The organism is Desertihabitans aurantiacus (assembly GCF_003344635.1).
GTDB classification, from domain to species: domain Bacteria; phylum Actinomycetota; class Actinomycetes; order Propionibacteriales; family Propionibacteriaceae; genus Desertihabitans; species Desertihabitans aurantiacus.
In genome coordinates this window covers 18318-39080 of the sequence record NZ_QPKK01000001.1, presented here as the reverse complement: position 1 = coordinate 39080, position 20763 = coordinate 18318, and the positions used below count along the sequence as shown (strand labels likewise).

Annotated in this window: 28 protein-coding genes; 9 read left to right on the top strand and 19 right to left on the bottom strand. The window is 72.0% G+C overall.

What is annotated here, in order from left to right; translation table 11 throughout:
* Positions 1–20 precede the first annotated feature (20 nt).
* Positions 21–881, bottom strand: a complete 861-nt coding sequence (locus DVA66_RS00240; protein WP_114558204.1) for an alpha/beta fold hydrolase — start codon at positions 879–881, stop codon at positions 21–23.
* Positions 882–989: 108 nt separating this feature from the next.
* On the opposite strand from DVA66_RS00240, the gene DVA66_RS00235 reads away from it, so the two are divergent.
* Positions 990–1493, top strand: a complete 504-nt coding sequence (locus tag DVA66_RS00235) for a CGNR zinc finger domain-containing protein (RefSeq protein ID WP_114558203.1) — start codon at positions 990–992, stop codon at positions 1491–1493.
* A gap of 31 nt (positions 1494–1524) precedes the next feature.
* Here DVA66_RS00235 and DVA66_RS00230 read toward each other — a convergent pair whose 3' ends face one another.
* The 5 genes from DVA66_RS00230 to DVA66_RS00210 form a co-directional block, all read right to left on the bottom strand.
* Positions 1525–1644 carry an excalibur calcium-binding domain-containing protein gene (locus DVA66_RS00230; protein WP_114558202.1) on the bottom strand — a complete coding sequence of 40 codons (120 nt, stop codon included), beginning with the start codon at positions 1642–1644 and terminating at the stop codon, positions 1525–1527.
* Between the two features lie 112 nt (positions 1645–1756).
* Positions 1757–2737 (bottom strand): YihY/virulence factor BrkB family protein, encoded by a 981-nt coding sequence (locus tag DVA66_RS00225; protein WP_114558201.1) that lies wholly within the window; start codon positions 2735–2737, stop codon positions 1757–1759.
* A 106-nt stretch (positions 2738–2843) separates the two neighbouring features.
* Positions 2844–3512, bottom strand: coding sequence for a DUF3618 domain-containing protein (locus DVA66_RS00220; RefSeq protein WP_114558200.1), 669 nt, complete (start codon positions 3510–3512; stop codon positions 2844–2846).
* The gene (locus DVA66_RS00215; protein WP_198671349.1) at positions 3509–4039 is read right to left on the bottom strand and encodes a phage holin family protein; all 531 of its coding nucleotides are present in this window, start codon (positions 4037–4039) and stop codon (positions 3509–3511) included. The genes DVA66_RS00220 and DVA66_RS00215 overlap by 4 nt, the downstream gene beginning before the upstream one ends.
* Complete coding sequence (locus tag DVA66_RS00210; protein ID WP_114558199.1) at positions 4036–5088, bottom strand: hypothetical protein; 1053 nt, start codon at positions 5086–5088, stop codon at positions 4036–4038. The genes DVA66_RS00215 and DVA66_RS00210 overlap by 4 nt, the downstream gene beginning before the upstream one ends.
* A 188-nt stretch (positions 5089–5276) precedes the next feature.
* On the opposite strand from DVA66_RS00210, the gene DVA66_RS00205 reads away from it, so the two are divergent.
* Positions 5277–6059, top strand: a complete 783-nt coding sequence (locus DVA66_RS00205; RefSeq protein WP_114558198.1) for an exodeoxyribonuclease III — start codon at positions 5277–5279, stop codon at positions 6057–6059.
* Positions 6056–6643 carry a DUF402 domain-containing protein gene (locus tag DVA66_RS00200; RefSeq protein WP_114558197.1) on the top strand — a complete coding sequence of 196 codons (588 nt, stop codon included), beginning with the start codon at positions 6056–6058 and terminating at the stop codon, positions 6641–6643. The genes DVA66_RS00205 and DVA66_RS00200 overlap by 4 nt, the downstream gene beginning before the upstream one ends.
* Positions 6644–6676: 33 nt before the next feature.
* On the opposite strand, the gene DVA66_RS00195 is transcribed toward DVA66_RS00200, so the two are convergent.
* The 3 genes from DVA66_RS00195 to DVA66_RS00185 are packed head-to-tail and all read right to left on the bottom strand — an operon-like array spanning position 6677 to position 8750.
* Entirely contained in the window at positions 6677–7441 is a 765-nt protein-coding gene (locus tag DVA66_RS00195) for an ABC transporter permease (protein ID WP_114558196.1), read from the bottom strand.
* The gene (locus tag DVA66_RS00190) at positions 7438–8193 is read right to left on the bottom strand and encodes an ABC transporter ATP-binding protein (protein ID WP_114558195.1); all 756 of its coding nucleotides are present in this window, start codon (positions 8191–8193) and stop codon (positions 7438–7440) included. The genes DVA66_RS00195 and DVA66_RS00190 overlap by 4 nt, the downstream gene beginning before the upstream one ends.
* Positions 8190–8750: a TetR/AcrR family transcriptional regulator gene (locus DVA66_RS00185; protein WP_232821648.1), complete on the bottom strand. Its 561-nt coding sequence runs from the start codon at positions 8748–8750 to the stop codon at positions 8190–8192. The genes DVA66_RS00190 and DVA66_RS00185 overlap by 4 nt, the downstream gene beginning before the upstream one ends.
* 144 nt (positions 8751–8894) lie before the next feature.
* Here DVA66_RS00185 and DVA66_RS00180 point away from each other — a divergent pair, with 144 nt between their 5' ends.
* Positions 8895–9809, top strand: a complete 915-nt coding sequence (locus tag DVA66_RS00180) for an SDR family oxidoreductase (protein ID WP_114558232.1) — start codon at positions 8895–8897, stop codon at positions 9807–9809.
* The gene (locus tag DVA66_RS00175; protein WP_114558194.1) at positions 9810–10397 is read left to right on the top strand and encodes a TetR/AcrR family transcriptional regulator; all 588 of its coding nucleotides are present in this window, start codon (positions 9810–9812) and stop codon (positions 10395–10397) included.
* A gap of 118 nt (positions 10398–10515) precedes the next feature.
* Here DVA66_RS00175 and DVA66_RS00170 read toward each other — a convergent pair whose 3' ends face one another.
* The gene (locus DVA66_RS00170; protein WP_114558193.1) at positions 10516–11265 is read right to left on the bottom strand and encodes a DNA methyltransferase; all 750 of its coding nucleotides are present in this window, start codon (positions 11263–11265) and stop codon (positions 10516–10518) included.
* Between the two features lie 80 nt (positions 11266–11345).
* Between DVA66_RS00170 and DVA66_RS00165 the strand changes: the two genes are divergently transcribed.
* Positions 11346–11771, top strand: a complete 426-nt coding sequence (locus DVA66_RS00165) for an NUDIX hydrolase (RefSeq protein ID WP_198671347.1) — start codon at positions 11346–11348, stop codon at positions 11769–11771.
* Positions 11772–11954: 183 nt separating this feature from the next.
* Here DVA66_RS00165 and DVA66_RS00160 read toward each other — a convergent pair whose 3' ends face one another.
* Entirely contained in the window at positions 11955–12671 is a 717-nt protein-coding gene (locus tag DVA66_RS00160; protein WP_114558191.1) for a rhamnogalacturonan acetylesterase, read from the bottom strand.
* Between DVA66_RS00160 and DVA66_RS22055 the strand changes: the two genes are divergently transcribed.
* The gene (locus DVA66_RS22055; protein WP_408608880.1) at positions 12580–13791 is read left to right on the top strand and encodes an NUDIX hydrolase; all 1212 of its coding nucleotides are present in this window, start codon (positions 12580–12582) and stop codon (positions 13789–13791) included. The genes DVA66_RS00160 and DVA66_RS22055 overlap by 92 nt on opposite strands.
* Here the strand turns inward: DVA66_RS22055 and DVA66_RS00150 are convergent, their stop codons facing one another.
* A complete protein-coding gene (locus DVA66_RS00150; protein WP_114558189.1) occupies positions 13792–14364 on the bottom strand; it encodes a GNAT family N-acetyltransferase in 573 nt (190 codons plus the stop codon).
* Positions 14365–14452: 88 nt separating this feature from the next.
* Here DVA66_RS00150 and DVA66_RS00145 point away from each other — a divergent pair, with 88 nt between their 5' ends.
* The gene (locus tag DVA66_RS00145) at positions 14453–14716 is read left to right on the top strand and encodes a hypothetical protein (RefSeq protein ID WP_114558188.1); all 264 of its coding nucleotides are present in this window, start codon (positions 14453–14455) and stop codon (positions 14714–14716) included.
* A gap of 70 nt (positions 14717–14786) precedes the next feature.
* On the opposite strand, the gene DVA66_RS00140 is transcribed toward DVA66_RS00145, so the two are convergent.
* The 5 genes from DVA66_RS00140 to DVA66_RS00120 form a co-directional block, all read right to left on the bottom strand.
* Positions 14787–15572: an inositol monophosphatase family protein gene (locus tag DVA66_RS00140; protein WP_114558187.1), complete on the bottom strand. Its 786-nt coding sequence runs from the start codon at positions 15570–15572 to the stop codon at positions 14787–14789.
* A 1-nt stretch (position 15573) separates the two neighbouring features.
* Entirely contained in the window at positions 15574–16329 is a 756-nt protein-coding gene (pyrH, locus tag DVA66_RS00135; RefSeq protein ID WP_114558186.1) for a UMP kinase, read from the bottom strand.
* Positions 16330–16444: 115 nt separating this feature from the next.
* On the bottom strand, positions 16445–17044 hold the full coding sequence (locus DVA66_RS00130) for a GrpB family protein (RefSeq protein ID WP_114558185.1): 600 nt from the start codon (positions 17042–17044) through the stop codon (positions 16445–16447).
* A gap of 74 nt (positions 17045–17118) precedes the next feature.
* On the bottom strand, positions 17119–17820 hold the full coding sequence (locus tag DVA66_RS00125; protein WP_114558184.1) for a class I SAM-dependent methyltransferase: 702 nt from the start codon (positions 17818–17820) through the stop codon (positions 17119–17121).
* Positions 17817–18308, bottom strand: coding sequence for an NUDIX domain-containing protein (locus DVA66_RS00120; RefSeq protein WP_114558183.1), 492 nt, complete (start codon positions 18306–18308; stop codon positions 17817–17819). The genes DVA66_RS00125 and DVA66_RS00120 overlap by 4 nt, the downstream gene beginning before the upstream one ends.
* Before the next feature lie 624 nt (positions 18309–18932).
* On the opposite strand from DVA66_RS00120, the gene DVA66_RS00115 reads away from it, so the two are divergent.
* Complete coding sequence (locus DVA66_RS00115) at positions 18933–19238, top strand: hypothetical protein (RefSeq protein WP_114558182.1); 306 nt, start codon at positions 18933–18935, stop codon at positions 19236–19238.
* A gap of 179 nt (positions 19239–19417) precedes the next feature.
* On the opposite strand, the gene DVA66_RS00110 is transcribed toward DVA66_RS00115, so the two are convergent.
* On the bottom strand, positions 19418–20008 hold the full coding sequence (locus DVA66_RS00110) for a class I SAM-dependent methyltransferase (protein WP_198671345.1): 591 nt from the start codon (positions 20006–20008) through the stop codon (positions 19418–19420).
* Positions 20009–20062: 54 nt separating this feature from the next.
* The gene (locus tag DVA66_RS00105; protein ID WP_232821651.1) at positions 20063–20611 is read right to left on the bottom strand and encodes a 2'-5' RNA ligase family protein; all 549 of its coding nucleotides are present in this window, start codon (positions 20609–20611) and stop codon (positions 20063–20065) included.
* Positions 20612–20763: the final 152 nt, after the last annotated feature.

Sequence of the window (20763 nt, the reverse complement as noted above, 5' to 3'; positions counted from 1 at the left end):
CTCGTGGCCGCTGCGGGGACTCAGAGCCGGGTGCGGAGGAACCGCAGCACCAGCGGGACGACCTCCTCCAGCGCGCTCTCCAGCAGGAAGTGCCCGCCGTCGAGCAGATGGATCTCGGGCTCGTGCGCGTGCTGGCGGAACGCCTCGGCCCCGGCCGGGGCGAAGATCTCGTCCGAGCGACCCCACACCGCGAGCACGGGCACCCGCGACGTCCGCAGGTGCTCGTGGAGGGCCGGGTAGAGCGCGACGTTGCTGACGTAGTCGCGGAACAGCGCCAGCTGGGCGAGGTCGTTGCCCGGACGTCCGACCAGCGCGGCGTCGTGGGTCCAGGTGTCGGGGCTGACCACGCTCGGGTCCGGGACCCCGTGGGTGTACTGCCACCGGATCGCCTCGACGTCGAGGGCCGGGCGCAGCGCCGCCTCCCGTTCGGCGTCGGGGCGCTCCGCGTAGTCCCAGATCGGGCGCCAGAACTCCTCGACGAAGCCCTCCTCGTAGGCGTTGCCGTTCTGGCTGATGATTGCCCGCACCGGCGAGGGGTCGCGTAGCGCGAGCCGCCAGCCGATCGGGGCGCCGTAGTCCTGCACGTAGATCGCGTACTCCTCGATCCCGAGGCCGTCGAGCAGCGCCGCGGTGACGTCGGCCAGGGCGTCGAAGGTGTAGTCGAACTCGTCGACGTCGGGGGCGTCGGACAGCCCGAAGCCGATGTGGTCGGGGGCGATGACGTGCAGCTCGGAGGCGAGCGCGGGGATGAGGTGGCGGAACATGAACGAGCTGGTCGGGTAGCCGTGCAGCAGCACGACGGTCGGCGCGTCCGGTGAGCCGGCCTCGCGGTAGAAGACCCGGCGTCCTGCGACGTCGGCGAACCGGTGGTGGGTGGGCATGACAGGTCCTAACTGGCTCGAAGTTGGTTGGTGGTTAGAAGAGCCAAGCACGGAGAGGGTAACCTGTCAAAGACGTCATGCTGGTGAGATCTGCCGAGGAGGCGACGCATGGAGGACGAGGACGCCCTGCTGAGGCTGCTCAACTCGACGCCGGTCGTGGGCGGCGAGCAGCAGGACCTGCTCACCGACGGCGACACCGCGACGGCCCTCGCGCGCGACCTCGGCGGCCACGGGTCGGCGGCGGAGGTGGCCGAGCTGTCCCGGGTGCGCGAGGTGCTGCAGACCGCGGTGCGCACCGGGGAGGTGCCGGCCGGGCTGGAGAACGTGCTGGCCGGGGTGGTGCGACGGCCGCAGCTCGGCCCCGACGGGGTGCGCTGGGAGCTGGACGTCCCCGCCGAGCGGGTGCCCGCGGTGCGGGCGGTCCTCGCCTGGTCACATCTGCAGGAGGCCCGTCCCGGTCGGCTCCGGGCGTGCGGCAACGACGAGTGCCGGCGTTTCCTGGTCGACCGGACCCGGGCGGGTACAGCGCGCTGGTGCTCGATGGCGGTCTGCGGCAACCGGATGAAGGCCCGGCGCCACCACTCCCGCCAGCGGGACGCCGCCGCGGGCTGACGCCCGCGTCAGACCCGGCGGGCGAGTGGGCTCAGCGCTTCTCGCAGGCGATGCCGTCGTTGTCGCGGTCGAGGTCGCGCTCGCCCTCGTACCGCTTGGAGCCGCCGTCGTCGTAGGCGTCGACGGTGTCGCTCTTCTTGAAGGTCGTCACCGGCGTCGAGCCCGAGACCTCGTCCCTGGCCTTCGCCTTGCCGACCCCGTGCGGGGTGCGGTCGCCCGGGACCCCCGCTGCAACAGGGTCCCGGCGTGTCGCAGCGTCCGGTTCAGCCCTTCTCGTCGCCGGGAAGCGAGTCGGCCTTCACCGCGTCCCGGTCACCCATCGGCTGCTCGGGCCCGCGGGTGGTGTCCTTCGCGGTCTGCTGCTCGGCCTCGGCGTTGATCTCCGCGCCCAGGAGCACCGCGTAGGAGGTGATCCACAGCCACAGCAGCAGCACGATGATGCCGGCGAAGACGCCGTAGGTCTTGGCGTAGCTGCCGAAGGTGGAGACGTAGACCGAGAAGCCGATCGAGGCGACCAGCCAGATCACCGTCGCCACCACCGCACCCACCGAGACCCACTTGAGCTGCGGCGCGTCCCGGTCCGGGGCGAGCCGGTAGACCACGGCGAGGGCTGCCATCACCAGGGCCACCAGCACCACCCAGCGCGCAGCCAGCAGCAGGAACCGGATCACGGGGCTGCCACCGAAGACCGCCTCCACCAGCGGCGGCACCACGGCCAGCAGGGTCAGCACGAGCAGCAGGAAGATGATGGCGCCGAGGGTCAGCAGCAGGGCCAGCCCCCGCTTCTTGACGAAGTTGCGCTCGTCGTCCTCGTCGTAGGCGGCGTTGACGGCGGTGATGAGGTTGCTGACGCCGCCCGACGCGCTCCACAGCGCGACCAGCAGCGAGATGATCACGCTGAGCCCGAGCCCCTGGCGTCCGCCGCTGCTGAGCGAGGTCAGCTGGTCGGTGATGAGGGTGCGGGCCTCGGCCGGCAGACCCTGCAGGAAGGACCCGAGCTGCTGGGTGATGGTGGCGGGGTCGGCGAAGAGGCCGTAGAGGCCGACCAGTGCAGCCAGCGCGGGGAAGAGTGCGAGGAAGCCGAAGAAGGCCACCCCGGCGGCGAGCAGCGGCACCTGGTCGGTCTTGGCCTCGGCCCAGCCGCGCTTGGCGATCTGGAACCAGCCCTGGCGGGGGATGTCCTGGGGGCGCTCGGCCTGCTCGCCAGGGACGCGCTCGGGCTGCTCGGTAGGGGTGTGCGACATGGTGGCTCTCCTGCTCGAACCGGTGGGGAGGACGCGACGGCCGGAGGACGCCCCACCACGCGGACGGCTCGTCTCCGCGGGTGGCCGTCCTCCGGCCGTCGACGGTTCAGCTGCCGCGCGACTCCTGCACGGCGTCCTTGGACTGCTGGGCCTGACCCTGGACGTCCGAGGCGGCCGAGTGGCCCTCCTCCTGGACGTTCTGGACGGCCTCGGTGGCGGTCTCCTTGACCGACTGGGCCGCCTCCTGCACCGGCTCCTTGAGGTTCTCGGCCGCCTCGCGGACCACCTGCTGGGCCTGCTCCTTGAGCGGCTCGGCCTTCTCCTGGAGGTCGCCGACCAGCTGCTGCTCCTTCTGGCTCGCCGGGAAGAGCCCGGCCAGCAGCATCCCCGCACCGAAGGCGATCAGACCGGCGGCCAGCGGGTGGCCCTGGGTCTGGCTGCGGATGTTGCCCGGGGCGGAGCTGACGGCGTCACCGACGTTGGAGGCAGCGCCCTGGACGGCGCCGGCGGCGTCGGAGGCGGCCCCGCGGACCGCACCCGTCGCGTCGGAGGCTGCGCCTGCGGCCCGGTGCCCGGCATCGCTGCTGGACCCCATGATGCGATCCTTGACGCCGGTCACGGCGTCCTTCATCTTGTCGCCCTGCCGGCGGGCCATGTTGGCCGGGTTGGCGGTGTCGGCGAGGGCGTCGACGTCGTCGCTCAGCTCCGCCCTGGTGCGGGCGATCTCGGCCCGGATCTGCTCCGGGTCGTTGGACTGCACGGGTTCGGTGCTCATCGGTTCATCTCCTCCTGCCCCTTCAGGGCGTTGGGGACCTTGCTCAGGGTGTCGGTGGTGTCGGGGACGCCGCGGATCCGGCGCATCTCGTTGCGGCCGACCACGGCCAGGATCACGGCGACGATCGCCCAGACCGAGGCGACGATGAGCGCCGCCCACTCGTAGCCCATGAACTGGCCGAAGCCGAACATGGCGCTGAGGCTGATGAAGACCAGCAGCAGCAGCCCGGCCACGGCGGCACCGGCGAACATGCCGATGCCCTTGCCCGCACGGCTCGCCGACTGACTGGCCTCGGCCTTGGCCAGGGCCACCTCCTGGCGCATCAGCGTCGAGAGGGTGGAGGTGACGTCGCTCAGCAGCTGGCCGATGCTCCGGCCGTCCTCCGACTCGGCGATGCCGCGGTGGCCCGAGCCGGTCCCGGTGCCCTGGGCGCCGCTCTGGAGCGACTCCGCAGCGCCCCGGGTGGTCCCGGGGTCCGGCACCGGCATCGGGTTCGGCGTGGGGTCCGGATAGGTGGGGCCGGTCATCGCGTCCCCTCGTTCCGGGGATCGAGCCACGGGTCCTCACCCGGACGCTCGGCCTGCGGGTCGGTCAGGTCCTCCTCGACCAGCGAGGCGGGACGGTCCGTGGCCGCACCGGGTTCGGTGCCGGGCGGGAAGTCCTGCGAGCCCGTGGCGTAGCCGGTGCCGGTCGTGCCGTAGCCGCTCGCCCCGGTCTGCCCGTAGCCCGCTGAGTCGGCCTGGCTGTAGCCGCCGGAGGCGTAGCCGGTGTCGGCGTAGCCCGTGCTGCCGGTGCCCTCGTAGCCAGTCGTGCCGGTGGCACCGTAGGCGGTGCCGGAGCTGGGGGCCTCCCAGGCGGCGGGGCCCTGACCGGTGCCCGTGGCGCTGGCCCGGCGGGGGCCGGGGTCGTCCAGCGACGTGCGGCTGGCGGCGATGTCGCGGGTCAGGCGTCCCACCACCACACCGGCGAGTGCGGCACCGGCGAGGAAGACCACCGGACGCCGGCGGGCGAAGTCGCGCACCTCGTCCAGCAGGTCGGCCGGCTCACGGTTCTCCAGCCAGTGCCCCGCGCTGCCGATGCGGCGCGAGGCCTCCTTGGCCAGCTGGGTGCCGGGTCCGCTCTGCTCGGACTTCGAGGCCATCTCACCCAGCTCCGAGGCGACCGTGTGCAGGCCGCCGGCGAGGCGCTGCTGCTGGCTGGACGCCTGGCCCCGGACCTCGTCCAGGACGGTGCCGACGATGTCACCGGCGCGCTGCTTCGCCTCCTGGGCGACGTTGACCGCCTCCTCCTTGGCGGTGCCGGCGACGTTCTGCACCCCCTCCTTGGCGGTGCCGGCCACCTGCGAGGCCTCCTGCTGGGCGACGTCCTTGGTGGACCCGCCGGAACCGCCGCCGGTGTCCTGGCTGCCGCCGACGGGCTCCGACAGCGACTCGTCCTGGACGGTGCTGCCGTAGCCGGTGACGCCGGGCGCGGTCGGGTCGTCGCTGCTGGACCAGGTGGTGGGCCGGTCGTCGCCGGAGGCCTGCGGGCCGGTGCCGTAGGGCTGGGGGTCGGGATCGTTTCCGTAGCTGCTCACTGCTGCTCCCTTGTGCCGAAGCGCGCAGACGGGCTGCGCTGCGTTCCGAGCCCCTGCCACGCTGCTGGACGGAGGCGTCTGTCCCAGGCACTACCCACCCCGTGTGTCCCCACTCACACGATGTGGTGACGGCCCGGCGCCGGACCAGCCGGGAACGGGCCGTCAGGAGCGCCCTCTAGGGTGGCTGGGTGCGTCTGGCCACCTGGAACGTGAACTCGCTGCGCTCCCGTATCGGGCGGGTCGAGGACCTGCTGCTGCGCCACGACATCGACGTCCTCGCGCTGCAGGAGACCAAGGCCCGGGAGGACCAGCTGCCGCTGCTCGGGCTGCAGGGCATGGGCTACGAGGTGGCCGCCGCCGGCACCAACCAGTGGAACGGGGTGGCGATCATCAGCAGGGTGGGGATCGCCGACGTCGAGGCCGGCTTCCCCGACATGCCCGGCTGGGGCGAGCCGGTGGCGCCGGAGTCGCGGGCGATCGGGGCCACCTGCGGCGGCGTCCGGGTGTGGTCGCTGTACGTGCCGAACGGGCGCAAACCCGACGACCCGCACTACCACTACAAGCTCGACTGGCTGTCCCGGCTGCGGGAGGCGGCCACCGGCTGGCTGGCCGAGCCGACGGCGCTGGTCGGGGACTGGAACATCGCCCCGCGCGACGAGGACGTCTTCGACATCACCGCCTTCGCCCGCTCCACCCACGTCACGCCGCCGGAGCGGGCCGCCTTCCAGGGCTTCCTCGACGACGGCTGGGTCGACGTGGTGCGCCCGCACGCCCCCGGGCCGGGGGTCTACACCTACTGGGACTACTACCGGCAGCGGTTCGAGCGGAACCGCGGGATGCGGATCGACTTCGTGCTCGGCTCGCCCTCGCTGGCCGCCCGGGTCACCGGCGCAAGGGTGGACACCGACGAGCGCGCCGGCAAGGGCGCCTCGGACCACGCCCCCGTCATCGTCGACCTCGACGCCGCGTGAGCTGGCCCGAGGACGCCCGCCCCGGCGAGAGGGTGCTGACGCGCTGCACGAAGTGGCCGGGGTCGCCGCACTGGCAGCGCGAGGGCGTCTGGCTGGGGACGGACGCCCACGGCGCCTGGCTGGGACGTCCCGCCGGGGCCCGCAGCTGGCGTCCCGGTGTCGACTACCGCAACACCCTGGACGGGGTGGCGCTGGTGCCGGCCGGGGCCACCGACTGGGTGGCGAGCCTGTCCCGACCGGCCGACCCGGCCGCCGTGGAGGTGTACGTCGACCTGATGTGGGACGTGGGGTGGTCGACGGAGGAGCGCGGCGTCCTGCTCGCCACCGACATGGATCTCGACGTCATCCGCACCGCGGGCGGCCACACCTTCCTCGACGACGAGGACGAGTTCGCCGACCACTCGGTGCGCTGGGACTACCCCGAGGACGTGCGTCGGCAGGTCCGCGACCGGGCCGAGCAGCTGCTGGCCGACGTCCGCCGCGGCACGCCGCCCTTCGACGGGTCGACGGTGACGGCCTGGCTCGACCGGCTGGCCCTCCTCAGCTGCGCTGGCCAGCCGGGCCGCGACGGCTGGGAGGGCTGACGGGACGCGGCGACGACGCAGCCGGGGACGACCTCAGCCCACCTCGGCGTGACGCCACCACTGCACGGTGCCCACGGCACCGGCGAGCGCGACGGCAGGCACCAGGAGGAGACGGCCCGTCGCCACCACTGGCATGCCGGCCTCGGGGCCCATCGCCCAGACGGCCGGGACCGACCACGGCCACCAGCCACCGGCCCCGGCGACCGTGGCCATCTGCGCCAGCACGACCAGGACCAGCAGTCCGCCGACGGCGGGCAGGTAGCCACGGCCCACGCTGGCGGCTGCCGCCACCGGCAGCGCGAGCATGCCGGACAGCACGGCCAGCACCGACAGCCGCGCCGCGGTGCGCAGATCGCCGTCGTCGGGCACGCCGAGCCCGGTCGCGAGCCCGAGCAGGCCGGCGACGAGCACTGCGGTCAGGCCGACCGCGGTGGCCCAGAGGGTGAGCAGGACGAGCTTGGCGCTGGCGATCCTGTCTCGGGGCGTCGCGGAGGCGTAGAGGGAGACCACGGTGCGGTCGGCGTACTCCCGGCCGAAGCACCACCCGACCACGATGCCGACGCCGAGCAGGCCGGCGGTCGCGTAGATCTGCACCAGGCCGCCGAGATAACCGGTCCAGCCCACGCCGGGGAGCACGGCGGCGGCCTTGAGGTCGGCCGGGTTGTCGCCACCTCGCTCCGCGGCGGCGAGGAAGGCACGTGCCATCGCGGCCGGCAGGAGCACCAGCGCGAGGGTGGCGACGAGGACGACGCGTGAGCGCCGTAGCTTCAACGCCTCCACGGCGTACGCCGGGCTCATCGGACCTCGTCCTCCGTGGTCGTGGCGGCTGGGGACCGGGCGGCCCGGTCGGCGGCGTGGACCATCGCGAAGAACGCCCGCTCCAGGTCGACGCCGTGCGGATCGAGCTCACCGACGATCGCTCCGGCGTGGATGACGGTGACCCGGTCCGCGATCCTCGCCACCTCGTCGAGGTGGTGGCTGGAGATCAGCGCCGCGGCCCCAGCACGGACGGCGTCGAGCAGCAGCCCGCGCAGCAGGACCACACCGGACGGGTCGAGCGCGTTGGTCGGTTCGTCCAGGACCAGCAGTCGCGGGCGGTGCACCAGGGCGCTCGCCAGCCCGACCCGCTGGCGGTTGCCCAGGGAGAGGGTGCTGGCGCGGCGGCTGGCCCGGGGCGCGAGCTCGAGCTCGGCGATGACGTGGTCCACGGCCGCGGAGACCTCGCTGATCGGGACCCCGTGCAGCCGGGCCGCTGCCCAGAGGTTCTCGCGCACGGTCAGCTCCGGGTACACGAACGGCGTGTCGATCAGGTGGCCGACCCGCTCCCAGACCGCCGCGTCGGCGTCCCCGACCCTCACCCCGAACAGGTGCACCGCGCCGGCCCGCGGTCGCAGCATGCCCAGTGCGGCGCGCATCAGGGTGGACTTGCCGGCACCGTTGAAGCCGATCAGGGCATGGATCTCGCCGGGGAGCACGCCCAGATCGACGTCGCGGAGCACCGGCAGATCGTCGAACTGGTGTCCCAGGCCGCGGACCTCGAGCGCGTTCACGTCGCACCGCCGTCGACGACCGCGAGGGCCGCGTCCAGGGCTGCGCTCATGGGGACCCCGTCGTCGGCGAGGCACCACTCCTGCAGGGCGACGGTGAGGGCCGCCAGGACCGCGGCCGCCGCGACCCGTGCGGCGAACTCGTCGGCGCCGTCGTCGAGGAGCACCCCGACGATGGCCTCGCGGGTGGCTTCGGTGTTCGCGTACATCCCCATCCGGAGCGCTGGGTGCTGCGCTGCGATCCGCACGCGCTGGCGCACCTGCTCCTGCTCGGGGACGTCGACGTGGGAGAGGGCGGCACGCAGGCCCGTGCACACCCGGGTGATGGGGCGGAGCGAGGCGGGGGTGGCGGCGACCGCCGCAGCGATCGTCGGGTCGAAGCCGTCATCGAGGATGACGGCGTCCTTGGTCGCGAAGTGACGGAAGAACGTCATGTGGCTGACGCCGGCCGTGCGGACGATCTGCTCGACCGTCGTGGCGTCGTACCCCTGCTCGGCGAACAGCCGCGTCGCGACCTGCTGCAGCCGGGCGCGGGTCTCGATCGCCTTGCGCGTCGTCACCCTGCAGATGTTAGTCACTAACACTCACGTGCCACAAGGAGTTCCTGCGGTCACTCCTGAGCGGGCTCCTGATCTGGACGAGCACGGCTGCGAGATGGCGGTCGGGGTGGCTATATAACTGACCGTTCGTTTATAGTGGAGCTCATGAGCAGCTCACGCCCTCTCGCCGGCCGGGTCGCTCTCGTCGCCGGCGCCACCCGCGGCTGTGGTCGCGCGATCGCTGTCGAGCTCGGAGCGCTCGGCGCCACCGTCTACGGAAGCGGTCGTACGACGCGCGGCCAGCGCTCGGAGATGGACCGACCAGAGACGATCGAGGAGACGGCGGAGCTCGTCGATGCCGCGGGCGGGACCGGGATCGCTGTCCGCTGCGACCATGCCGTCGGGTCCGACGTCGCGGCGCTGGTGGACCGGATCCGCACCGAGCACGGCCGCCTGGACGTGCTCGTCAACGACGTCTGGGGCGGTGATCCGTTCACCCGCTGGGTCAAGGGCGTGTGGGAGCACCCGCTCGAGGACACGCTCCGGATCGTGCGCAACGGGATCGAGACGCATCTCATCACCGCGCACCACGCGCTACCTCTGCTGATCGAGACCGGGGACGGGCTGGTCGTGGAAGTCGGCGACGGCAAGGCTGGCCTCCCGTTCCGTGGCGTCGTCGCCTACGACCACGTCAAGGAGGCGGTCGTGCGGCTCGGCTTCTCGCTGGCGGCCGAGCTGCGCCCGTACGGTGCGACCGCGCTCTCCGTGACTCCGGGCTTCCTGCGCTCCGAGGCGATGCTCGAGCACTTCGGCGTGACGGAGGCGACCTGGCGCGACGCCTCCGACGCCCACGGCGGATACTTCCGCTACTCCGAGACCCCTCACCTGCTCGGCCGCGGCGTCGCGGCGCTCGCCGCCGACCCCGACCGAGCCCGCTTCGCCGGGCAGTGCCTCGGCTCGTGGGACCTCATGCACACCTACGGCTTCTCCGACGTCGACGGTGAGCGCCCCGACTGGGGCGTGGTCGACGCGGAGGCGCGTGCGGCCGACCCCGAGATCGCGCTACCGGCGGCCGAGTAGATGCCGCGTCCGCGCACCGTCTCCGACGAGGCCGTCCTCGACGGCGTCCTCGCACTCGCCCACCGCGTCGGACCAGCGAAGCTCACGCTAGCCGCTGCGGCCCGCGAGGTCGGCCTCTCTCCCGCCACCCTGATCCAGCGCTACGGCACCAAGCACGAGCTGCTCCTCGCTGCGGACCGCCGCGGCGTGGAGCTGTGGGTCACACCGGTCGAGGAGGCCGAGCACCCGTCGCCGCTCGACCGGGTCGTGGAGGGCCTGGTCGGCGCGGTGGACCCGGACATGACCCCGGAGGAGATCGCGAACTCGGTGGCGATGCTCCAGCTCGATCTCGTCGAGCCTGACTTCCACGCGGAAACCCTGCGCGGCGCGCGCCGGCTACGCGCGGCGCTCGAGCGCCACCTGCAGGCGGCGTCGATCGCCGGCGAGCTTCGTGACGGCACGGACGTCAGGGCCCTTGCCAAGCTCGTCGAGACGACCTACCACGGTGCCATGATCGGCTGGGCGCTGCACCGCGAGGGATCCCTCGCGGCATGGATGCGCGAGCAGCTCGAGGCGGTCCTCAGTGCCAGCCGTGCCCCGTCGCCGTGAGGCTGCCGAGCCGAGTCCAGGCGCGGGCTCGCAGCCCGAGGCGGACCGCGCAGCGGCCGAGGAAGCCGGGCGGGATATCGCGCCTTGCTAGGTACCGCTCCGCTCCGGTGCACCGGCTTTACGACGGACGTGCGGCGGTGGTCGCTGGGGCACCTGACACGGTCCCGGACGCAGCTGGGTCAGTGAGCCCATCTGCGGCACGGGGGCGGAAGATCAAGCAGTAGTCCTGGGTGAACCAGTCCTGAGGGTCGTCCCAGTCGAGCACGACCTCACGCTCGAACTCGAGGACCTCTGACAACGCCGCACCCACGTCCCAGGCCAGCGGCGTGGACGGCAGGTTCGCGACGTTGAGCACGATCCGGGCATCGGGGCCAGCGGCTCGGGTCGCCATGCCGCAGCAGATCTCCTGGAGGTCGCGCAGGTAGCGGGCGTAGTCGCCGTCCAGGGTCTGGTAGCCGCTCAGCGGATTCTGCGCGTGGTCGTCCCTCGTCATGTACGGCGGCGAGGTGATGGCGAGGGTGAACTGCGGCAGCGTCCGCCAGTCGAACCGGCGGACGTCCTGATGCCGCAGGCTGGACGGGTCGGTCAGCGCCTTCCTGGCCTGAGCCACCCTGGCGGCGTCGATCTCGAAGCCGACCGCCGCCCTGCCGAGGCGCTGGGCCGTGGCCAACGTCGTCCCGAACCCGGCGAAGGGGTCGACCACCAGGTCCCCCGGATCGGTGTAGGCGTGGACGAACGCAGCAACCATCTCGGAGGTGAAGCAGAGGTCGCCGGTGAAGCCTTCGGGCCGGTCGCTCCTGGGCACAGTGGAGCGGAGGCGCAGCACCCTGGTTGTGTCCGACAGCGCAGCGACGTCGCGGGGCGGCATCCCCTGACGCTAGCGGCGGACAGGCGTGCCGGCACCTGCTTTTCGGCGCAGCTCCGAGCCGGTCGCCGTACGCTCACCCGGTGACTCGATCGATGCGGGTGAGCGCCTACGGCGTGTGCACGAGAGCCGGTGCTCTGCTGCTGGTGCACCAGGTGGCGCCGGGCCCTGCGGCCGGGTTGTGGACGCTGCCGGGCGGCGGCCTGGAGTTCGGTGAGCACCCCAGCGACGCGGTGGTGCGGGAGCTGCGGGAGGAGACCGGGCTGACCGCCCGGGTGGAGGAGCTGTTGGCCGTCCACGACGACGTCTACGACCTCGGTGACGGCGTCCTGCGGCACGGCGTGCGGCTGCTGTTCGCCGCATCGGTCAGCGGAGATCCGAGGCCCACCCAGGTCGATGAGGTCGACCAGGTCGGATGGCACCGTCTCGACTCGCTGCCGACCGGCACCACCGCCTGGGCCCGTCTCGGTGCGCAGCTCGCGGCCTCGGTGCTGGGCGCCCCGCGGTAAGGCGGAGGGCCGAGCGGCGGGCGTCCCCTCGAGGGCGATGTGGGTGGCGATCGTGTCGTGCTCCTCGCTCAGCATGGTGTCACCGGCACGCTCCTCGGCGGAGGATCAGCTGGACAGCCAGCCGCTGCGGCTGGTGCACAGTCAGCTAGCTCGCGCGACCCGCTGGCGACCAACGCGGGCGGCTCAGGCCGGGTATTCGGACCAGGTGAACCATGACACCGGGACGTCCTCGGTGAGCCGACGCACCGCGCCGGCGGGGAGCGCCGCTGTCGAGTCCAGACCGCGGGCGACCATGGCCGCGACCGCCGAGGCGCCCAGCGGGGAGAAGTGGGTGTCGTCGCGTCGCCCGTCGTCGGTGTGCAGGAACCAGCGCAGCGTGGCCTCGGGGCCGAGCTGCTGCCAGAGCGCCAGGCTCTCGACCTGGACATCGATGAGAGGCACGGCGAGGTCGCGGGCAAGGGTGCGCATCGCCTCGGGGTAGTCGCCGTGGGTGGGCAGGGCGCGGCCTTCCGGGTCGAAGCTCCGTCGTTCGACCGAGGTCACCAGCACCGGGAGGGCATCGGCCGCACGAGCGCCGCGGACGTACTCGGCGAGGTGCTCGCGGTAGCTCGTCCACGGCTCGGTGCAGCGGCTGGGGTCGTCCACCTTGGCGTCGTTGTGGCCGAACTGGACGATGAGCACGTCGCCGGGGCGGATCTCGGCGAGGACGACGGCCAGCCGGCCCTCGTCGATGAAGCTCTTCGAGCTGCGGCCGTTGACGGCGTGGTTGGCCACCTGCCAGGCCGGGTCGAGGTAGAAGGGCAGGGCCATGCCCCACCCGGCCTCGGGATGCACCGCTGCCGTCTTCGGCGCTGCGGTGGAGTCACCGGCGATGTGGACGGTCTGGCGGGCTGTGCTCATGGGTGGTCCTCCTCAGGCTCGTCGAAGTGGTCACCGACCAGGCCAGGGTCTGGATCGCTCTCCGGTCCGTGCTGATCGGCAGCAGCTCCTCGACGACCTCGGTGACTCGCGCGCCGAGCTGGGTCACCCTGCCGTGCCGCCCGTGAGGCTCCAGGCGGCGGACAGGCCTGGCGACGCCACCTGCTCGCATCGTCGGACACACCTCCTGCGCAGGGTGCGCACGCGCTCTGGTGATATCCGTGACGCCTCTCGCACGTCGAGGGGTCGAGTTCCAGGGCAACGTAGGGTTGAAACGAATCAAAGTCAACGGCTGCCGCGGCATCCGCCCGGGCCCGGCAACAGCCTGATGTCCGACAGCGCACCACCGTCGCGAGCGGAGTACCCGCGCCAGCGGAGCGACGCGCGCGCAGCACCTGCTCTGGGTCCCACCCCGGTGCGGGTCGCCGTACGCTCACCGATGACTCGATCGACGCGGGTGAGTGCCTACGGCGTGTGCACGAGAGCCGGTTCGCTGCTGCTGGTCCACCAGGTGGCACCAGGGCCTGCGGCTGGGCTGTGGACGTTGCCGGGCGGTGGCCTGGAGTTCGGTGAGCACCCGAGCGATGCGGTGGTCCGGGAGCTGGGCGAGGAGACCGGGCTGACCGCCCGGGTGGGTGATCTGTTGGCCGTCCACGACGACGTCTACGACCTCGGCGACGGCGTCCTGCGCCACGGGGTGCGGCTGTTGTTCGCCGCATCGGTCAGCGGAGATCCGAGGCCCACCCAGGTCGACGAGGTCGACCAGGTCGGATGGCACCGTCTCGACTCGCTCCCGACCGGCGCCACCGCCTGGGCCCGCCTGGGTGCGGAGCTCGCGGCCTCAGCGATGGCGCCCTCCCACACCCGCGGGATGGCGCAGCGGCAACGACCCGTGTCACGCGTCCCCGGGTTCGCCCGTGGCGGTGATCCCGGGTGCGCCGACGGGGCGAGCAGGACAGCGTGCTCAGTGGCCCGCTCGAGCTCGTGCGCGGCGATGGCCGTCCGGACGCCGTCACTTCGACCGCCCGCCACACCACTTCGCGCACGCGGCGCCGCCAGGGCCTCCCGCAGCGTGATCATGTCGAGCAGACCCTGGTGTTGATCACCATTCTTCCTGGATCCGCAGAGGATGGTCTTGCAGTCGCTCGAGTGCGTCTCGGCTGCGCGAGCCGATCGCCCGGGTCAGCAGCACGTCCTCGGACTGCCACGTCCTTCCCTCGGGACCGACGATGACGGGGACGTCGCGAGCAAGCGTCCATCCGACCCTGCCGTAGAACGGAGCCAGCTCCGGTGAGCAGGTGAGCAGTCCGATGTCGGCGGTGCTGCGGTCGATCCGCTGGACGGCCCTGGCGTTCAGCCGGGTGCTCCATCCCTCGCGGCGGAACGCGGGATAGGTCAGCACCGCGGTCGGGCTCACCGCGCGGTACTCGTGGCCGTCGACGGTCACGGTGACCGTCACGATCTCCAGGTGCGAGACCAGCTGCGACCCAGCCGCGTACAGCTGGTGGATCGGTGCCGTGCTCGGGTGGGACGTCCACGTCCGGAAGCGGTTCGCTCCGGCGAAGCCCTCGGGCCAGACGATCCGCTGGAAGTCCAGAACCTGGACGCGGAGCAGCTCGGGCAGCTCGTCGTCGGCGTACTCCGCGAACTCGATCGGTACGGACGCCTCGGCCACGGATCGAGAGTGCCAGCAGCCGGTCGACCTCGGCCAGAGCCCAGGCGGTCAGGAGACGCGGCTCGGGATCGTCTGTGACGATCAGGACATGTCGTTCCTGGAGGACCTGCTGTTCCGGTGGTCCCGGACGATCGCGGCTCTCTGGCGTGACCTGATGACTCCCCACGGCAACAGCGACGCGCGGGTCCTCTTCGTCGGCCACTCAGGTGACCTGGAAGCGGGTCTGGTCAGCTGCCTGCCCGGAGCGGATCACCGCTCCTGGGGTGAGGGGTTCGGCCCGTTGGAGGGAGCGGTGCTGGAGTTCGCCGGCGAGCCCGCGCGCTTCCGGCGCGCAGAGATCATCCGTTGCTGAGCAACCTCAGCAGTGGTCGTGGACCCGGTGTCGACGGGTGGAGCACCCGCCGGCATCGAGCTCGAGCCGATCACCGGGCCGCGATCCAGCCCAGCTCCGGGACAGCCAGGACCTGTGGGTGGAGCGCGCCGTTGGTGTAGAGGCCCCCGCGGACTGCGGGGCTGCTGCCGCCGTCACGGTCGGTGTACCGGCCACCGGCCTCGACGGTGAGCAGCACCTGCGGGGCGTGGTCCCACAGCTGCCCGCCCGGGGCGATGACGGCGTCGACCCTGCCCTCGACCAGGCCGATGACGTCCCCGAGTGGATCAGCGACCCAGCGGGCGTGCTCGGCGATGACCGCCGCCGTCCGTGAGCCCGGGTCGACGAAGCCGCCGACGCGAGCGGCCGCCAGGCGGTCGACCGTGGAGACGCGGAGCGCGGTGTCCTCGGCACGGGGCGCGTCCGCCCGGCGCGACCAGGCGCCCTGTCCGCGGGCGGCCCACCAGCGTCGTCCTTCGGTGGGTCTGGTGATGACCGCGATCTCCAGCTCGCCGTCCACCTCGAGGGCGATGTGGGTGCCCCAGGAACGCTGGCCCGACAGGAAGGGGTCGGTGCCGTCGATCGGGTCGAGGATCCACCGGCGTCCGGGGTTCCCGGCGAGGGTGCCGTGCTCCTCGCTCAGCACGGTGTCACCGGCACGCTCCTCGCGCAGGATCTGCAGCAGCGCCTCCTCGACGAGCAGGTCGGCGGCGCTGACCAGGGTGCCGTCGGCCTTGCGTGAGACGCGGAGTGGGTCGCCGTGCAGGGGAGCGCTGATCGCGTCGGCGGCTGCGGCGAGCCGGTGGGACAGTGCGACGTCGTCGGGGTGCGGCGTCATGTCAGCTCAGGTCTGCCGCGCCGCTCAGCACGGTTCGCCCGGCTGCGGTGATGAGGGTGCCGACGTCCTCGCCCAGGCAGATGCGGCGCATCACGCCCGGTTGGGCGATGTCGAAGACGTGCATGGTGAGGGCTTGTTCGCCGGCGAGCACGAAGGCGCTGGTGTCCATCACCTTGAGACCTCGGGCGACGGCTTCGTCGTAGGTCAGCCGGTCGAAGCGGACCGCGTCGGGGTGGAGGTTGGGGTCCTTGTCGTAGACGGCGTCGATGCCGCGCTTGGCGACGAGCAGAGCATCGGCTTCGAGCTCCAGCGCTCGCTGGACGGCCGGGTAGTCGGTCGTGACGTAGGGCTGCCCGATGCCGCCGGCCAGGATGACGATGCGCCCCTGCTCGAGGTGGGAGATGGCGCGCAGGCGGATGAAGGGCTCGGCCACGGACTGAATCGGGACCGCGGTCATCACGCGGATGTCGGCGTCGGTGCGTGCCGTGAGGGCGCCGCGGAGCATGAGGGCGTTCATGACCGTGCCGAGCATGCCGATGTTGTCCGCCTCGGCTCGTCCGATGCCCCACCCGTCGGCCATCCGGCCGCGGAAGTAGTTCCCGCCGCCGACCACGACCGCCACCTGGACGCCGAGGTCGTGCACGGCGAGGACCTGGTCGCTGAGGTGGGCGAGGCGGTTCGGGTCGACGCCCCAGCCGGCCTCGCCAGCGAGCGCCTCACCGCTCAGCTTCAGGACCGCTCGGCTGTACCTGGGCATGGCGACTCCTGACGTCGGCGGCTGGGGTCTTGGCCCAGTACACCGCACCGACCCGGTTCGCGCATGAGAACCGGTACTCCCGCGGCAGCCGCAGCGAGGGACGGCCACTCCGGCATCAGACGTCGTCGCCCGCGAGGAGACCGTGGTCGGGTGGTCGCCAGCCCGTGTCACGGGCCCACGTCTCGGCGAGCTCCATCAGCAGGCACCAGGCGGGGTACTTGAGACGTCCGTAGGCGGCGAGGTCAGGAGCGACGGCAGCCGCTGCGGTCTTCAGCTCCGACCACCAGGCCGTCCGCTGCGGACTGGCGCGCAGGTGGTCACGGAAGAGGAGCGCCAGCCGCAGAGTCGGGCTGCCGACCGCCCGGACGTGGATGTTCTGGGCCCTGCCGCCGACGGGAGGGGCGAAGGTCATCTTGGGCCAGTGTCGCCCAGCGGCTGGCTCGCTGTTGTTCCACGGCTCGGGGCGGCGGCGGTAACCGAGCCAGGTGAGGTCGTGCTCGACATCCGAGGCGGTGGGATCGGGCACCACGACCATCATGTCCAGGACGTCCTTGGCCGACATGCCGGCGACGGCTGTGGAGCCGATGTGCTCCACGGCGACCGCGGACCGGACTGCTCGGCTCAGTGTGGTGGCGAGGTCAGCAGCCTCGGTTGCCCAGCTCGGACGGTAGGGGTGCACCGTGACCCCGTCGCCGAGCTCGTCCTCGAACGGCACAGGAGCACCCTTCCGTGGGCGTCGCGGGCAGGCAAGTCGCACCTCCCCGGGGGTCCGGTGCGGGCAGTTGTGGTTCAGGCCGCTTCCAGGCTGAAGAAGATGAAGCCCAGGAAGGCGGTGCGTTCGCCGGCGGCGATGCGGGGCGGGAGGAGGACGCGCGGGGTGTCGGGTGCCGGCGGGGGTTCGGAGAGGACGCAGATGCGGAAGCCCGCCGCGGTGAACGCGTCGGTCATCGCGTGCAGAGGACGGTGCCAGAAGGTGAGGACCACTTCCTTCCCCGCCATCACGAAGTCCTCGGAGTACTGCCGGATGGCGAAGTAGTCCTCGTCGGGATGGGTGAACAGGCGGACGGTGGGATGGTTGACCGAGAGAATCAGTCGGCCGCCGGGACGCAGCACGCGTCTCAGCTCTGCGAGGGGGCCGCTCCAGTCCTGCAGGTAGTGCAGCACGAGCGAGGCGACGACGTCGTCGAAGGCGTCGTCGGGGAACGGTAGAGGTTCGCCGAGGTCGGCGACCTGCAGCGGGACGTCCGCACCGAGCCTCCGGCGGGCGAGCTCGATCATCGCCGGACTGGCGTCGAAGCCCGTCATGATGGCGCCCCGGCCGCGCAGTGCGGCCGAGAGCGGGCCCGAGCCGCATCCGGCGTCGAGGATCCGCCGGCCACGGACGTCGCCGGCCAGCGCGATCATGGCTGGTCGCTCGTAGAAGGCGTTCATGAGGCTGGCGGCGTTCTCCGCTTCGTAGCTGTCGGCGAACGTGTCGTAGTGATCGCTCATCGCGGGTCCGACGACCAGCCGTCAGCGACGAGGTGGCGGACGCCCGTCAGGTCGCTGCCGAGCAGGTCGCGCACCACCGCGGGTCGCAGCGGGGCCGATGTCACCTCAGCAGCAGGCAGCCACTCCTGCACCAGGTGCGGTTCCCGGGAGGTGACGTCCTCGCGGTCGATCGTCGCGCGGAGGTAGTGCTCCAGCCCGTGGATTCGTTCGTCGCCCGCCATGAACCGGTTCTCGACCACGAACAGGTACTCCCAGCTCACCAGGCGTGCGTTCGTCTCCTCCTCGATCTCGGCTCGCAACCGCCCCTCGAAGGTGTCGCCGATCTCGTACTCGCCGCCGATGAACGCGTAGCTGGCCCCCGGGGAGTCGCTCGGCCGCTGGACGAGGAGGCGCTGCTGGTCGGCGGAGAAGATGATCGCTCGGACCGAGGGCCGTACCAGCCGGCGCCTGGCGACAGCGTCGAAGAAGTCCTGCTCCAGCAAAGACATGGCATGGAGCCTCGCAGAGGATGCGCGGGGCCGTACGCGGACGCGCCCTCATCGACGATCTCGCCGCGCGCGATCGGAGTGCGCGATCATCTCTGCAGCGAACCAACTCGGCTCCGGCAGACGAGGAGCTCGGATGGAGCAACCAGCCCAGGTCCTGGGGATAACCGTTGCCGCTGACGTGCTCGAGCGCTGGCGAGGCTGGTTCGCCCCGCCCGTGCAGCCCTTCCGCACCGACCTGATGCGACCGGACGTGGCAGCCGCCGTTCCCGACCGTCGCGTGCAGCCGACCGCGGAGTGGCAGGACACGTTCTTCATGTACGACGGGACGTGGACCTGGCTCAGCGGAGCCGAGTTCTGGGCCCTCCGACCCAGCCACCGGCGGGCCCTCCTGGCCATCCGGCGCAGGACGGTACGCCCGAAGACGATGCCGGTGTGGCCCTCGGAGCTGGCTGCCGCCGGCGACGAGGTGATGCTCCGCTGGGTCGCCTCCGGGGCGGTGCGTCCCAGTCGGCACGACGTCCTCCCCACCGGTGTGTGGGAGCGCGCGGAACCTCTTCTCCCCAAGCCCGAGCGCTGGCTGGCACCTTCGCGCACGGATCCGGACCGAACTGCTTCGGAACCGTCATGGCGGCGTCCGGGCTCGACACCGACGACGTCCAGGTGGATCCGCAGCAGTTCCAGACCTGGGTCGAACAGCACGCCGAGCCGATCAGCGGCACCGCACGTGACGACGACCCGGGGACCGTCTTCATGTGGACCGAGCACGGCCAGGTGGCCCATGCCACCGTGAGTGTCGGTGCCGGCTGGATGCTGACCAAGCCGTCGCAGTCCTGGTCCAGTCCCCGGTTGATCATGACCGTCCGGGATGCCGTCAGCTCCTGGCGCTTCCGGGGCACGCGCCTGTACCGGTACCGGCTCCGGCCCCGTTGAACCGGGCAGCCTCGGACCGGCCCGCCGGTCCGGCGTCGGTCTCGCCCCCAGCAGATCCCCTCGGACCACCAGAGCAGAGCGCACCTGCAGCACAGATTGGGAGGCGCGGACGCCCGGAGTGCGCGGATCGGGGTCGGGTCGAGAACGGCCGGATGCCTACCCCGCCGACCCCGTCCCCGTCATGCCGTCACGAGGTAGCGGTGGTCGGTGATGGTCCGGCCCCACAGCGCCGGGTCCGTCAGGTCGTGGCGCACCGGTTCACGTCCGACCTCGCGGACGAGCTGCTCGGTCCGCGAGGAGGCCAGCCCGACCCCGGTGCCCCACATGCCCTCGATGAGGACGAGCCGGCCGTCCGGTCGGAGCAGCTCCAGCCAGCGCCCGAGGGCGGCCGCCGGATCAGGCACGGCCCACAGGACATGTCGGCAGAGCACCACGTCGAAGAGCCCGTCGCCGAGTGGCGGCACAGCGACGTCCCCGTGCGTCAACGCGATCTCGACGCCGGCTCCGTCCGCCTTGGCTCTCGCCCGCTCCAGCATCGCGGCGGAGAAGTCCACGCCGTGCACGGCGAACCCTTCTGCGGCGAGGAGCACCGACAGGCTGGCGGTACCGCAGCCCAGATCGGCGACCGCCGCGGGCGGGTCCGGTAGCTGCGCGAGCAGCAGGTCCCGCCACGCTCCACGGACTCCAGCGGCGTGCAGCCCATGATCTGCGGGCTCGTCGTAGCCGACGGCCTCGTCGTCCCAGGTCGAGCTGTCCTGCTCCACTCCCACGGGAGCACTGTGGCATGCCGCTCATCAGCCTGGGACGGGGCGACGGTCTCGACGTCAGGGTCGGTCGAGCGGAATGCGGTGCACGGTTCGCCAGGAGCTGGGCTCGTCACTGCCGGCGATCAGCAGTGCGTGATCGACATGGTGGCGGAACGGTAGTCCCCGTTGCACCGCTACTTCTGCCGCCTTCAACGCGGTGAGGTCTGCGAGCTGTGCCTCACCCACGGTCAGGTGCGGCTGGGGCGAGGTGAAGGCGCCGCTGTAGGGCGGGTGATCGGGGAACGCGGTCCACACCGCTTCGGTGAGCTGGCGGAACGGAGCTTCCGGACTCGGAGCGAGCCACAGCACGTCGGAGTCGAACCAGTCCGCCCGGACGAAGTCGCAGTCGAAGGCTGCGACGGAGGCCACCGCTGCTTCCAGGGTCGAGATGACCGATGTGTCGATGCGGTGCGGGGGCACGAAGGGGGAGAGGACGGTGACGTGGGCGGGGACCCCGCAGGCCGCGGCGCGGTCCAGCCGGGAGCGGTGCTGGTGCACGATCGGGTCAGCGCTGGCGATGTGGACGATGACGGCGGTCCGGGTGGGCGCAGCCGGTGACGGCGGCACGTCCAAGCTGTACATCGCGCCAGGCTAGGTACACGCCAGCTCCGGTGCACCGGCTTTACGCAGGCGTGCGATGGTGGCGCTGGGTCGACCTGACACCGTCCCGGACGCAGCCGGGCGGGGACTCATCGGTCTCGGCGGGCTCTGGCTCGGTT

Excerpts from the sequence above, each read along its gene's own strand:
- DVA66_RS00240 (WP_114558204.1), bottom strand. The coding sequence starts at position 881 with ATGCCCACCCACCACCGGTTCGCCGACGTCGCAGGACGCCGGGTCTTC.
- DVA66_RS00235 (WP_114558203.1), top strand. The coding sequence starts at position 990 with ATGGAGGACGAGGACGCCCTGCTGAGGCTGCTCAACTCGACGCCGGTC.
- DVA66_RS00225 (WP_114558201.1), bottom strand. The coding sequence starts at position 2,737 with ATGTCGCACACCCCTACCGAGCAGCCCGAGCGCGTCCCTGGCGAGCAG.
- DVA66_RS00220 (WP_114558200.1), bottom strand. The coding sequence starts at position 3,512 with ATGAGCACCGAACCCGTGCAGTCCAACGACCCGGAGCAGATCCGGGCC.
- DVA66_RS00215 (WP_198671349.1), bottom strand. The coding sequence starts at position 4,039 with ATGACCGGCCCCACCTATCCGGACCCCACGCCGAACCCGATGCCGGTG.
- DVA66_RS00195 (WP_114558196.1), bottom strand. The coding sequence starts at position 7,441 with ATGAGCCCGGCGTACGCCGTGGAGGCGTTGAAGCTACGGCGCTCACGC.
- DVA66_RS00180 (WP_114558232.1), top strand. The coding sequence starts at position 8,895 with ATGAGCAGCTCACGCCCTCTCGCCGGCCGGGTCGCTCTCGTCGCCGGC.
- DVA66_RS00175 (WP_114558194.1), top strand. The coding sequence starts at position 9,810 with ATGCCGCGTCCGCGCACCGTCTCCGACGAGGCCGTCCTCGACGGCGTC.
- DVA66_RS00170 (WP_114558193.1), bottom strand. The coding sequence starts at position 11,265 with ATGCCGCCCCGCGACGTCGCTGCGCTGTCGGACACAACCAGGGTGCTG.
- DVA66_RS22055 (WP_408608880.1), top strand. The coding sequence starts at position 12,580 with ATGCCCCACCCGGCCTCGGGATGCACCGCTGCCGTCTTCGGCGCTGCG.
- DVA66_RS00160 (WP_114558191.1), bottom strand. The coding sequence starts at position 12,671 with ATGAGCACAGCCCGCCAGACCGTCCACATCGCCGGTGACTCCACCGCA.
- DVA66_RS00145 (WP_114558188.1), top strand. The coding sequence starts at position 14,453 with ATGTCGTTCCTGGAGGACCTGCTGTTCCGGTGGTCCCGGACGATCGCG.
- DVA66_RS00140 (WP_114558187.1), bottom strand. The coding sequence starts at position 15,572 with ATGACGCCGCACCCCGACGACGTCGCACTGTCCCACCGGCTCGCCGCA.
- pyrH (WP_114558186.1), bottom strand. The coding sequence starts at position 16,329 with ATGCCCAGGTACAGCCGAGCGGTCCTGAAGCTGAGCGGTGAGGCGCTC.
- DVA66_RS00125 (WP_114558184.1), bottom strand. The coding sequence starts at position 17,820 with ATGAGCGATCACTACGACACGTTCGCCGACAGCTACGAAGCGGAGAAC.
- DVA66_RS00120 (WP_114558183.1), bottom strand. The coding sequence starts at position 18,308 with ATGTCTTTGCTGGAGCAGGACTTCTTCGACGCTGTCGCCAGGCGCCGG.
- DVA66_RS00115 (WP_114558182.1), top strand. The coding sequence starts at position 18,933 with ATGGCGGCGTCCGGGCTCGACACCGACGACGTCCAGGTGGATCCGCAG.